The sequence below is a fragment of the Sulfolobus sp. E5-1-F genome (assembly GCF_009601705.1).
In the GTDB taxonomy this organism is placed as follows: domain Archaea; phylum Thermoproteota; class Thermoprotei_A; order Sulfolobales; family Sulfolobaceae; genus Saccharolobus.
The window spans coordinates 587,839-600,559 of record NZ_CP045687.1 but is presented as its reverse complement, the minus strand read 5'-3'; the positions used below and the strand labels follow the sequence as shown (position 1 = coordinate 600,559).

The window sequence follows — 12,721 nt, the reverse complement described above, 5'->3', positions numbered from 1 at the left end:
AAGAAATTTTTAATTTTTTAAGGTTGGTATACAACACTAACATTTAACGTTTGCCCATTTGATAAGGTTAGCTGTATAACGTAAATGTTACCTGCTACAAACATGAAAGAAGTTTTGAAATTAATTTTAATGACGTTATAGCCTAAAGAAAGCTGATTGGGTGTAATGTCACTCGTTAAATAATTAGCGCCTAATATTGTAGCACTTAGAATTCCTAGTTGATATTGAGAATATATAGTAACTTCTGCAATGCCATTACTGTAAAGCTTCCCAACCCCTACTTGCCCTATAGGTGTAGAAGGCAAGGATGGGTTAGGCTGTATAGCTTGTGATTTAGATATAGTATTTATTACACTTCCTAATCCAGAATATATCATATAGAATCCTATTAAAACTACTATCAAACCTATTAATGAAATAATTATAGATAAGATATAACCTATTAATGCGATCAGTCCACCGTTTTTTACGTTACTATTTCTGTAAATCTCTCCGGTTTTCATAAAAGCTATGAAAAGGAGTACATAACCAATTAGACCTATTATACCACCAATTATAAAGATAATGCTACCCCCTATGACTGATGAAGACGCTAATGAAGAGATCGAAGGTGTTGACGATATTAATAGTGAAAATATAAACGGTGCTATAAACATTAAATCTATCAATACTAATACAGTTCCGATCACTACTAGAATTATACCATTCACACCATCCCTTAAGTCCCTACCAATTGAAACTAAATCTTCAAATCCTTTCTTCATATTAGTGTATGTCAAGATCAAGAAAGGAATAGTAATTACTAGACCAGCTAATACAGTGATTATAATTGGTAAAAGACTTTCAGATACAAATATAACTACAAGAATTGCTATTGTAAGAGGAATACTAATTGCTTGTGATAATATTATATACCATACTCCTTTCCTTACCTTTTGCAACCCTAAAATCTCACTATCTTGATGAGACATATCATATACTCATTCCATTTGAATAAAAATATTTTTCTCATATGAACATATTATCTGAAATACCAGTTAAATGAGAAGTTAAAATTTGTGGATTTACGGTACCATATTTTACTCCTAACATCACTGTCATCCCTCCCTATAGCCCATTTCAAGTATTGCATTCCTTTAGTTCCATTTGTGGGATCAATAGGGAACCACACATCGTCAACTTTAACCTCTACCCATGCGTGAGCCTCTTTAGTAAATGGAATTATACCAACAACGTATCTTGCAGGAATTCCCAATGCCCTCAAAATTCCTAATGTAACATGACTATAGTTTACGCAAACTCCAGAACCCATAATTAGGGAGCCAAAAGCTGATTTAACACTATTGTTATTTTTGTCGTATTTAATACTACCCCTAACTAAATTTATGACCTTATTTAGGAGGTCATTAAGTGAGGAATATGATATGTTGAACCTCTTAAACTTATCAATATCAACATATTTGCTAGAAGAGAGAAATAAATTCTCCTCATTATTCTCGAATTTTGAGAGAGAATAAATTTCAACCTCATAATTAATATTAATTGAAAAGTCGTCAGAGGGATTACAGTTAAAGACTAAATACTGATTTCTAAATCTGTCTTGGTTTATACTTATCTTGCAAAATGATGGATAGTGAACATCAAAATAAAGGACCTTCTGTCCATTATCCTTATAAGGAATCATATAAAGCTTGCCCATCACTTCACTAGGCCTAGAAAAGGAAACTTCAGCAGACACCTTATATCTACTCATTACCTTGCTACTAGGAAAGGAAAAAAGAAAAACTTTACCACCATCTGTAATGATAAGGTCGATGATGGAAATGCCAGCTCATAGGATATGAAAGAGTAGCTCTACCGAAGTCAGTTATTTCTAAATATTCTGTATTTCCCTCAATAGTCCTTTTAGCTAAACCAGATGACAATAAAGCACTAATTACGAAATCAAAAGCACAACCGTATAGTGGTAAAGTCTTTTTGAGTTCGTCTATGCTCTTTTTGCCTTTTGACAGCTCACTTAACGCTTGGTATATCCAAGCTCTAAACACTTTATCACCGATATAGAATTCGATATCTGATATTTTAAACTTTACTCTCTACTAATCTAACGTTACCGTTTTCAATAACAACGTAGCCCCTATCGTTGTATAGATTGACTATATTGGACAAAGTACCCGAGTTTACGCAATTAATAGCCTTAAAATACCTTAATGCATGAGAGTGCCCTAATATTATTGTATCTTTGAAATTTCTGAGAAGAATTCTGAAAGATATACAGAAGAGAAAAGGTGGAATATCATCATTTATTTTCTTTAAGATTTTGGCTATACTATACTCATTCCTTTCATTAATGTATTGATGACCATGTAGTAGAATAAAACGCTTACCATTATTCTTAATCTTAATTAAATCATAATCTCCTTTGAGCTTGTCTTCATCACCTTTAATGTAAATTATATTCTTTCTAATTTTTAGATTATTGATAAAGTTTCTATAGTCTTCTCCCTTAGAGACAATTATATCTCCTAAGAGAACGGTGAGGGAAGGTTTCTCTGTTAGCATTATGTTATTTATCTCTTCAATATTACAATGAGGGTAGTGAATATCAGACAGAACTAATATCTTACCATTCCATTCAAAGGAAATTTCTCTCAAACTTTTTATCCCTATGGTATAATTTTAATCAGTGGTAAAAAATGAAGGTGTACTTTGAGGATATACAAGTCTCTACAACAAGGCAGTTTGAATTAATAGACATTACCGACCAGGTTGAGGAAATTGTAGAGAAGAGCGGTGTAAAGAATGGAATTTGTCTAATTTTTGTAGCACATTCCACTGCTGCGATAGTCGCCAATGAACACGAAAGAGGACTGATGGAAGACATTTTAACTAAGATAAAAGAGTTTACGGAACCTTCAAGAGGTTGGAAACATAATTTAATTGACGATAACGCACACGCGCATTTAGGGGCAACTTTCCTAGGAGCTGAGAGAGTGTTCCCAGTTAGGGATGGTAAATTAATTAGAGGAACATGGCAAAACATATTTTTGGTGGAATTAGATGGACCAAGAAGTGAGAGACGTATCACAGTTGAGATTTTAGGAGAGTAACCAAATTTGCCACGAATACAAGTAATAACCCATTATCGCAGTACCATGATTGTCGCTAAACTCCATACCAACCTGTATTGCATCTAGATAGTAAGTGTTAGGATTGTATATATTCACCCCAGCTTTTTCAATATATGGCCCCATGTTTTTTAATATATAAGCAATCGGAACTCCAAATTCTACCTTAGTTTCTCTTAAAGGTGATAAGAAGTAGACTCCAGTCCAACCATTTGCTGAGCCAGTTCTAGGTAATATGTACACTTCCCAACTCAAGTTCTGGATCTTACCATTTATAAGTGTTGGGATTGTCATGTTGCCGACATATACGAAATATGGAACATGTGACAAGTTTTCACTCCAATACATCCAAATCATAACTTCAAAATCTCCATATTGTAAAGAGGTTATGTTGGGATTTTCGGAAAGCCAAATATCATAGGAGAAATCATCAATACTTCCATTAACGAGATATACGGAGTAATTAAGAATTGAATAGAAGTTAGGTAAGTGTATAACAATCATAGGTAAGGATAGGGATTGAAGCTGTGTTGTTCTATACTCAAATGGCCACCACAATTCTTGACCATACATTAAACCTGGATAACCATCAACTACATTAGATGATATCTTGTTTATTTGAGATAGATTTACTGCTACGTGTAAATAATTATTAGTAAACGTCATATTAACATTTCCTAAAGCATATCCTATATTCCATAGAAAAGGCGAAGCCATCAAAGTGGCATTCGTGGATGAGTTTATTATTGCTAAAGTATCTGCATAATTACCGGAATAGTTCGCAACTATATTGAAAGGATGATTGTGACCGGGAAACAATACATAAGTATTAGTGACTTTAGTTAAGCTGGAATTTTGTTGGAACTTCCCATATTCTAGAGACACAACTATGCCAAGTATAACTATTACCACAACTAATATAGGGATTAACTTATTCATAGGTACTATTTACTTTTACAATTTTAAAAAATTAGTTAAGCATGTTATAACTCTTTGTTACATCTTCCTAGCCTTATATAAAGGATTATAAATTGGTTTATAAGTAAATTATATATGGTATCCGCTTTCGATAAATACGCAGAAGAATAAGATTCGTGGTTTATGAAAAATCGAAACGTACTATACTCTGAAGCTCTTTTGATAGAAGAGATGCTGAGAGATGAGAAAGGAAAGAAAATCTTGAGTATAGGTTGTGGGAGTGGTCTTTTTGAATACATTCTAAAAGAAAAGGGGATTAGAATTGAAGACTGTGTAGAACCTTCCGAAATGGGTAAGATAGCTGAGAAGAGGGGTCTAAAAGTAAAAAGGGGCTATGCTGAAAAATTACCAATCGAAAGTGAGAGTTATGATATTGTACTCCTGAACGGTGTTATACATTATTTAAAGGATCCAATTAAGGCGCTAAATGAAATAAGAAGAGTGTTAAAACCTAACGGGAATTTAGTATTGTGCTGGGTTACTGGTGAAGGATCTTATGGACTTCTTTATAGACTGGCCTCCATCTTAAAATGGGAGAAGATAAAAAATCTTGCCCCAGAATTTCCATATCCAGAGGAGTTCATTCGAGAAGCATTATGGCCAACCGTAGAAGAGGTTAGAAGTTTATTGAGAAATGTCGGATTTAAAGAGGTAAAAATCATGCAGACCTTGACTACACATCCCAAATACTCTAATAATGAAGTTGAGAGTCCTTCAATGGGATACGAAAAAGGGGATTATATTTGTATTAAGGCTACGAAGGTACAAAATGATAATAGTTGAAGTATAAGGCCATTTTATATAAAAAGATGGTTAGCTAGTAGATGCATAAAGATTGTTAACATACTTAGTGATTAGACATCGTAGTAGTACATTGTTTAATTTTATTTCGATCTTAAATTTTAGAGTCCTCCACAGTTACATTTTTGAAGTACTAACACTTAAGATATACCTTCCCAATATAATATTATGGCTAAAGTCCTTTCTGAAAGAAGGAATGACGTTTGCTGGATCATATTAAATAGACCAGAAAAGCTAAATGCGTTAGATAAGGAAAGCTGGAGTCTTTTAGCAAGGCACTTAAAGGATTGCAATGACGATCAATCGATTTCGGCAATAGTCTTAACTGGCAATGGAAGAGCTTTCTCTGCAGGGGACGATATCAATGCGATGTTAGAGCTGAAGGATCAAAGGGATGCTTTAGACTTCTTTAACACCTTATACAGCGCGATTGAAAACCTAGTGGATTTGAAAAAGCCTTTATTGTGTGCAGTTAATGGACTTGCATATGGCGGTGGTTGTGAGATACTCCTCTTCTGCGATGTAACAATTGCAGTTAAAGATGCCACTTTTTCAATTCCAGAAGGAAAGTTAGGATTAATTCCGCCTATGGCGATATCAGTGGGTTATTCAATATTAGGTAGGTCGATAGCTAGGCTAGCGTTAACTGGAGATTCTATAACTGCTGAGGAGGCTAAGATTATAGGATTAGTTGACATAGTAGTTCAAAAAGAAGACCTTCATGCAGAAGTTGAGAAACAATTAGAGAAAATTAAAAGTATTGATAAGAATTCCATTAGGACGATGAAGTACTGGTTGAAAAATGATAAGGAGAAAATAAGAAATGCAGTTGTAGAGTTAGCGTTGATGTCACTGAGCGATTCCGCAAAAAAGAGAATGGAGGAATTCGTAAATAGAAAACGAACCCGATAGAATTTTTTAGTAATTTCATCTATATAAATCCCGATATCATAATACACTATATAATTGTCAGTAATGCTATTACGTTAAATAACATTATAATATTTAATAACGCGTTAAACATATTTATATTTTGTGTGATAGAATGAGAGCAGTTAGATTGGTAGAAATAGGAAAACCCCTTAGTTTACAAGATATAAATGTGCCTAAACCTAAGGGAACACAGGTTTTGATAAAGGTAGAGGCTGCAGGAGTTTGCCACTCTGATGTTCACATGAGACAAGGGAGGTTTGGAAATTTAAGAATAGTAGAAGATTTAGGTGTAAAATTGCCAATAACTTTAGGTCATGAAATTGCAGGGAAAATTGAGGAAGTTGGAGATGAAGTTGTTGGATACTCTAAGGGGGATCTAGTTGCGGTTAATCCTTGGCAGGGAGAAGGAAGTTGTTATTATTGCAGAATAGGGGATGAGCATATGTGTGATTCTCCTAGATGGTTAGGAATTAATTACGATGGGGCTTATGCAGAGTACGTATTAGTACCTCATTATAAGTACATGTACAAACTGAAAAGACTTAATGCAGTAGAAGCCGCGCCGTTAACTTGTTCAGGGATAACCACATATAGAGCAGTTAGAAAGGCATCCTTAGATCCAACTAAGACATTACTAGTAGTGGGTGCTGGTGGAGGGTTAGGAACAATGGCAGTGCAGATAGCCAAAGCCGTTAGTGGAGCAACGATAATAGGTGTAGATGTAAGGGAGGAGGCTGTGGAGGCTGCAAAGAGAGCAGGAGCTGATTATGTAATAAATGCGTCCACCCAAGATACGCTGGTAGAGATAAGGAGGATAACTGAAGGTAAGGGTGTTGATGCTGTAATAGATCTAAACAACTCGGAGAAAACGCTTTCGGTTTATCCTAAGGCTTTAGCTAAACAAGGTAAATACGTCATGGTAGGATTATTTGGTGCTGATTTACACTTCCACGCACCGTTAATAACCTTGTCAGAAATACAGTTTATAGGTAGTTTAGTAGGGAATCAATCTGACTTTTTGGGAATAATGAGATTAGCAGAGGCTGGTAAAGTTAAACCAATGGTAACGAAGACCATGAAATTAGAAGAGGCAAATGAGGCAATTGATAACTTAGAGAATTTTAAGGCTGTAGGAAGGCAAGTATTAATACCATAAAAATCTTAACTTCCTTTATAAAAGAGTTCTTTTTTAATGATTTAAGCTTTTTCTAGTTTAAATGGAGATACTGAATCGCCATATTTGCTAATATAATCAATAATTCTCTTTCTTTGCATTTCTAATTCACCAATAACCTCAGAGGGAATATCGTCAAATTTAAGATAAATCCCAATTATGCGCTCTGTTTTCTCTAAGTATCTTCTCAACTTTATTGTAAATTGCTTCTCATACTGCTCTTTACTGTACTCCTTTCCTAAAATCGTTTTGAATAGAGTTTTTAGATCTTCATAAAATGGGATGAGACCAATGGGTGCATAGATCGCGTCTATAGTTTCCTCTACTCTCTTCACAGCCCATTTAACCCATATTTTCTTATCTTCCTTTGAATTCAAGAATTTATTATTTTCGTCTTTTAGAAAATAGTTAAATCCAAATATTTTAGGGCTTTTCCTTAATCTTTTACCAAAATTCAAATAGTTTCTTAAATATCTACTGAGTGAGATAGGCATGAAATCTAAAATCGCCATTGGATTAAACTCTAGTTCATCAGCTTTCCCGATTACTGCTGAGGTTCTAGCGGACTCCATTGAAGCTCCGATTGTCACAACTCCGTGAGACCATGAAAATGCCTCAACAATTGGAATAAGAGTGTTATAATCTCTAACCCCAAATATTATGCCATCAATAACTACACCATTTGGGTTATCCCAATTACCATCTAAATTCTTAAATGAAGTTAAAGGAACTGTAAATCTGGCGTTCGGATGTGAAGCCGGCTTGCCACTTTCCCTACTCCACTTTCCCTCATAGTTATATCCCCTTTCTGGTTTTGGCAATTCGCTCCCCTCCCAGTATACATCACCATCATCAGTCATTAGTACATTAGAGAATATCACTTCTCCAGGCTTATGAAGAACTTCCCATATTATTGGATCATCCCTGGCATTTATCCCTTGTATAATGCCGAAAACTCCAATTTCCGGATTTACTGCTTTGGGAATACCGTCAAATTCTCTTATAAATGCTAAGTCATCACTTATTAGACTCCCAATCATGGAAGTAGAGGTCTTTCCACTTCCAGAAGGAAATGACGCTGTGAAGTAATGTATACCCTTATCTCCGTTGAAACCAACTATAGCCATATGTTCTGAGAGCCATCCTTCTTCTACAGCCTTAGTTATAGTTAACCTTAAAGCCAATTTCTTTAAACCTACACTGTTGCCGGCATAAGTTGTGTTAACACTATAGACAGTATTATCTGCCAAGTCTATCATTATTCTCCTTTTTCTTATATCCAGTTCTCCTTTAGAATGGACGAATCTCAAAAACTTCTTATTATTACTAAAATGTTCGAATGCATTTCTATATAATATATTTTCACTGTGAATAACGTATGGAGAATCAGTCACTTGAACTGCTAAAATTTGGAAGGGAGAATTTCTAGGACCTAAAGAGTAAAACCCTATATACATCTCTCTACCTCTCATTGACCCCTTAAGTAAACCTAGGATCTCATTTAAACCCTCATTCCTAGGTTTAGTATTAACATAGGGGATCTTGACATCACTGAGAATGAACGTGTCTTCTCTGGCTCTAGCTTGATCTAAAGGGTGATCAAAATGTATAGTGTGTCCACTGGTCTTTAGTTTAATCTCTTCCCCGCTTTCTAAGGCTTTTTTCCTTATATATTCCTTCTCCTCATCGGTTCCAGTTATAAGATATACGCTATCCGGTTCACATATCTTAACGATGTTATTTAAAAATTCAATTAATTGGAAATTATTCAGAGATTCTAATTTTTTTACTGCATCACTCTGAACTGAATCTTTTAAAAAATCTAAACTAGCACTCATGTCATATTTATAGTATTTAAGAAAATATAAATGTTTTCCTTTTAACAAGTTATAATCAATCATTAATAGTTCTCATTAATATAGTGTTGTCAAGTGGAGAACTCATTATTTACTATTAATTAACCATTTAACTACCTTACTTTTACACAAATATTGAGGTCAATTGGGCAATGATCAAGATTTAGTAATATGCATACTCTTTCATGAGTCTATCCATAGAGCAATAATTAGGAAACGTCTTATAAGCATTATATCCCACCTCATAATATTGATTTAAAGCCAGTTTAACCTTTTTGAGAAACTCCTCATACTCTACATTATGATTGTAAACGTTTAATGGAAGAAGGTTCTCTCTATCTTCCCCATAAAGCCATCCATTATAGCCATCAATTATTATCTCTGGGACGGCACCGTCTCTAGATGCTATAGATGGGACTCCATTTATTCCTGCCTTCATGAAACTAGTACCACTAGCCTCCCAGCCAGAAAATGGAGTAAAGGTCCATATATCACTCGCCCATATAGCAAGTTTCATTAAATTAGGATCGCCACCCCTCACAAGGATTACATTATTTCTTTTTTCAGAAATTTCCCTAAATCTTTTCTCAATTTCCACAGCTGAATAATCTTTAGGATGAGCTAATCCTCCAATTATAAAGAAAACATCGTCTTTTAGATCATCGATTAATCTTAGTATAAAATCTGGTCTCTTATACGCCGTAATCCTCCTTAACCACGCTATGGTAGGTTTATCAGTATCCTTTCCTAATTTCTTAATACTATCTCTTTTCACTTCCTTCCTCTTTTTGATGAAGTCATCTAGATCTTTAACGTCATTAAGAGATTGATGTCTCCACCTTGGAATTTCAACTGCATTAGTTACTGCCCTTATTTTATACATATGTTGAGGAAAACTTCTACCCACATGTTTTAACATCTTCTTGGATACTACAATACCTTCAATAGATGAGGAGAGCCCAATATCTGTCATCACCACGTGATCTAGCGGAAACTCAAAAGCGAACTCCTTTTTGAACAAATATGATGGAAAGGTTGGATGACCCCAAGGAGCTGGTGTATGAATTATGACTCTATACCTCGGAAAATACTTTAATAATGGAAGAAATGCTGGGCAAGCTTCTTGCATATCAACGTATTTCACCTTATCCCATCCTATCCTTTCGTTAATGTATTTTTCAGCAACCTTAGCTAATAGAAGGCATTTGTAAAACCTCTCCTCGTCACTATTCTCCACATAGAGCACATCATTAAGATTAGTGTTTACTGGATTAGTAAATATAGCTTTTGCCGTATTTAAAGTGTAAACCAAATACTCAACCTTTATTCTTTGACCTCCAAGGGTAATTTCACTCTCCCATTCCTTATTTAAATTAGATAATAGCTCTTTTTGTTCTTCCTCTCCGTTAACGTAGCCTCTTCTGTAAAATAGCGTAATTACTGTATAGTCTATACCTAATCTAGCCGCTGCGTAAAATTTATCCCCTTCAAGAATACCTAGACCTCCAGCGAAATTTCGACCAATATCTAAACCAAGCTCAGCTGTAACGCTCACTATCATATCTAACTGCTTAATAAGCAACCAATTAAAAAACTATTTCCAAATCATATTAGACTTACGTTTATACTTCTCTTCCCCTCTACCCTTATCTTATCTCCTTTTTTAACGCTAATAGGACCAATAAATACTCCCAAAGACACGTAGCCTTTCATGTACTCCTTAACCTTGTCTTCTGGCTTGTATTTTGGCTCACCCTCACCTACAAATTTGCCATTTATATAAAGCTTAAATGAGCCAAAAGGAGGATCAATTTCTGGCCCTATATATAATCTAGCTGCAAAAATGTTATCTGCAACGATGTAGTGTGAAGGAAGATCCCAAGTAGTAAATCTGGGAGCTGGTATTTCCAATCCTAGGAATGTCCTTTTAACTTCACCATTTTCGACTAGAGCAACTATCTCAACTTCTAATTTGTGATTTCTAAACCACAATTCTATGGTATTTTCTCTAGTTATCATTGGTTTTGTTAGCACTCCTTCCCCAAAACCAGATAATTTGTACCCACCAAAACCCTCGTTATTTATTAACAGCTCTACAAATTCCTCCTTAACCTTTTTAGCCTCTTCTTCAGTCAATGGAAAGGGCTCAATCTCCTTCCTACTCTTGTATGCATTAAATAATAACTCAGCTTTTTTCATTAATATTTAACGAGAAAAATTAGATTAAATATTTTTCCTATCTAGTGTATGGTTAGATTAGTCTTATATCTTTAGCTATCAAATATTACATATGGTATTCGTAAATGAAAAAACTTATCAAAGATATGTTGAACAAGGAAGGGAGGAAGAATTTCATAAGGAATACGAAAGAGCATTAGAACATATTGAACTTGGAAAGGAATATCCTATCTTAATTGGAAAGGATGAAATTAAACTTTCATCTAAGTATGTAGTTAAAACTCCAGTAGATACGAGTTTGACTTTAGCAATTACTCAAAAGGATGATGGAACTAATTTACGGAGTGCGATAAAAATTGCAAAGAAATCCTTTGAGTATTGGCAATACTCAGACTGGAAAGATAGGGTGGAATTTGCATATAAAGCAGCTGAGGAATTAAGGAGAAGAAAGTTCGAGCTTTCTGCAATAATTACTTACGAAAACGGTAAAAATAGATATGAAGCAATAGCTGAAGTTGACGAAACTATAGATTATTTTCTCTATTACGCTAAGCTCTTAGAAGATAATAGGGGATATGCAAGAGAGATGGAAGGGAGAATATATAGGAATGAAAGAGCCTTTTCGATAATGAGACCTTATGGTGCTTGGCTAATAATCTCTCCATTTAACTTTCCATTAGCTATAACTGCCACAATGACTTTAGGAGCACTACTGACAGGAAATACAGTAGTAGTGAAGCCCTCATCAGATACTCCCATTTCTGCATATATGTTAGTAACTATTTTGAGGAGAGCGGGATTTCCTCCTGAAGCAGTTAACTACGTCACAATACCCGGAGAGCTTATACCACCAGTTCTGGATGAGGTTGACGGTTTTGCATTTACGGGTTCAAGGGACGTTGGTCATAAATTGCTAAAGACGTTTATAAATAAGAAGCCTAGACCAGCAGTTCTTGAATTGGGCGGAAAGAACGCTACAGTAATTACCGCAAGAGCTGATTTAAATAAGGCAGTTGAAGGTACTTTTAGAGGTGCTTTCGGATTTGGAGGACAAAAATGTAGTGCTACTTCTAGAGTGTTTATTGAGAGCCCAATATATGATGAGTTCTTGAATAGAATAAAGGAGAAGGTTGAGAAAACTATAATAGGCGATCCAAGGAAGAGGGAAACATTCTTAGGTCCATTAATAAATAGGGGAGCTATTGAAAAGTTTAGAAGGTATATTAAACAAGCTGTTGAAGAGGGAGGCAAAATATTAGTGGGAGGGAGAGTAATTGATGACGAAAAGAGCTATCTAGTTGAGCCCACAGTAATTGTCGAATTACCATACTCAAGCTCGTTATGGAAAACTGAGTTATTTGTACCAATCTTACTAGTAAAGGAGGTCAAAAACCTTGAAGAAGCTGTGAAACTCGCTAATGACGTCGATTATGGTTTAACCGCAGGTATCTTTTCTGAAGATCACAAAGAGATACAATATTTCTTCGACCACATAGAGGCTGGAGTTGTATACGCTAACAGAACTGTAGGATCAACTACTGGAGCTATGCCCGGAGTGCAACCATTTGGAGGTTGGAAGGATTCAGGTTGGACTGGAAGAAATGCTGGGGGTCCATATTATCTTCTCTCATTCATGAGAGAACAAGCTAGGACTGTATACGATTAAGTTAATC

The 12,721-nt window shown here is 35.1% G+C and carries 13 protein-coding genes; 5 read left to right on the top strand and 8 right to left on the bottom strand.

Annotated elements, in window-relative coordinates:
• Positions 1-17: 17 nt before the first annotated feature.
• Genes GFS03_RS03255 through GFS03_RS03240 form a run of 4 tightly spaced genes read right to left on the bottom strand, consistent with a single transcriptional unit; the run spans position 18 to position 2,655 of the window.
• Positions 18-971 carry a DUF973 family protein gene (locus GFS03_RS03255; RefSeq protein WP_153422500.1) on the bottom strand — a complete coding sequence of 318 codons (954 nt, stop codon included), beginning with the start codon at positions 969-971 and terminating at the stop codon, positions 18-20.
• A 50-nt stretch (positions 972-1,021) separates the two neighbouring features.
• Positions 1,022-1,816, bottom strand: a complete 795-nt coding sequence (locus tag GFS03_RS03250) for a transglutaminase-like domain-containing protein (RefSeq protein ID WP_153422499.1) — start codon at positions 1,814-1,816, stop codon at positions 1,022-1,024.
• Positions 1,788-2,048: a hypothetical protein gene (locus GFS03_RS03245; protein ID WP_153422498.1), complete on the bottom strand. Its 261-nt coding sequence runs from the start codon at positions 2,046-2,048 to the stop codon at positions 1,788-1,790. Before GFS03_RS03245 ends, GFS03_RS03250 begins: the two co-directional genes overlap by 29 nt.
• Positions 2,049-2,082: 34 nt before the next feature.
• Entirely contained in the window at positions 2,083-2,655 is a 573-nt protein-coding gene (locus tag GFS03_RS03240) for a metallophosphoesterase (RefSeq protein WP_153422497.1), read from the bottom strand.
• Between the two features lie 41 nt (positions 2,656-2,696).
• On the opposite strand from GFS03_RS03240, the gene GFS03_RS03235 reads away from it, so the two are divergent.
• A complete protein-coding gene (locus tag GFS03_RS03235; RefSeq protein ID WP_153422496.1) occupies positions 2,697-3,110 on the top strand; it encodes a secondary thiamine-phosphate synthase enzyme YjbQ in 414 nt (137 codons plus the stop codon).
• On the opposite strand, the gene GFS03_RS03230 is transcribed toward GFS03_RS03235, so the two are convergent.
• Entirely contained in the window at positions 3,099-4,067 is a 969-nt protein-coding gene (locus tag GFS03_RS03230) for a GH12 family glycosyl hydrolase domain-containing protein (protein WP_153422495.1), read from the bottom strand. The genes GFS03_RS03235 and GFS03_RS03230 overlap by 12 nt on opposite strands.
• Before the next feature lie 162 nt (positions 4,068-4,229).
• Here GFS03_RS03230 and GFS03_RS03225 point away from each other — a divergent pair, with 162 nt between their 5' ends.
• The 3 genes from GFS03_RS03225 (at position 4,230) to GFS03_RS03215 (ending at position 6,996) form a co-directional block, all read left to right on the top strand.
• Entirely contained in the window at positions 4,230-4,889 is a 660-nt protein-coding gene (locus tag GFS03_RS03225; RefSeq protein WP_153422494.1) for a class I SAM-dependent methyltransferase, read from the top strand.
• 186 nt (positions 4,890-5,075) lie between these two features.
• The gene (locus tag GFS03_RS03220) at positions 5,076-5,819 is read left to right on the top strand and encodes an enoyl-CoA hydratase/isomerase family protein (RefSeq protein ID WP_153422493.1); all 744 of its coding nucleotides are present in this window, start codon (positions 5,076-5,078) and stop codon (positions 5,817-5,819) included.
• A 133-nt stretch (positions 5,820-5,952) separates the two neighbouring features.
• Positions 5,953-6,996, top strand: a complete 1,044-nt coding sequence (locus GFS03_RS03215; RefSeq protein WP_153422492.1) for an NAD(P)-dependent alcohol dehydrogenase — start codon at positions 5,953-5,955, stop codon at positions 6,994-6,996.
• A 41-nt stretch (positions 6,997-7,037) separates the two neighbouring features.
• On the opposite strand, the gene GFS03_RS03210 is transcribed toward GFS03_RS03215, so the two are convergent.
• From GFS03_RS03210 to GFS03_RS03200, 3 genes are all read right to left on the bottom strand, one after another.
• A complete protein-coding gene (locus GFS03_RS03210; RefSeq protein WP_153422491.1) occupies positions 7,038-8,852 on the bottom strand; it encodes a phosphoenolpyruvate carboxykinase (GTP) in 1,815 nt (604 codons plus the stop codon).
• A gap of 181 nt (positions 8,853-9,033) precedes the next feature.
• Positions 9,034-10,431 (bottom strand): glycosyltransferase, encoded by a 1,398-nt coding sequence (locus GFS03_RS03205; RefSeq protein ID WP_153422490.1) that lies wholly within the window; start codon positions 10,429-10,431, stop codon positions 9,034-9,036.
• Between the two features lie 44 nt (positions 10,432-10,475).
• On the bottom strand, positions 10,476-11,069 hold the full coding sequence (locus tag GFS03_RS03200) for a 2-keto-4-pentenoate hydratase (protein WP_153422489.1): 594 nt from the start codon (positions 11,067-11,069) through the stop codon (positions 10,476-10,478).
• Positions 11,070-11,160: 91 nt separating this feature from the next.
• Here GFS03_RS03200 and GFS03_RS03195 point away from each other — a divergent pair, with 91 nt between their 5' ends.
• Positions 11,161-12,714, top strand: coding sequence for an aldehyde dehydrogenase family protein (locus GFS03_RS03195; RefSeq protein ID WP_153422488.1), 1,554 nt, complete (start codon positions 11,161-11,163; stop codon positions 12,712-12,714).
• The last annotated feature ends 7 nt before the right edge of the window (positions 12,715-12,721 follow it).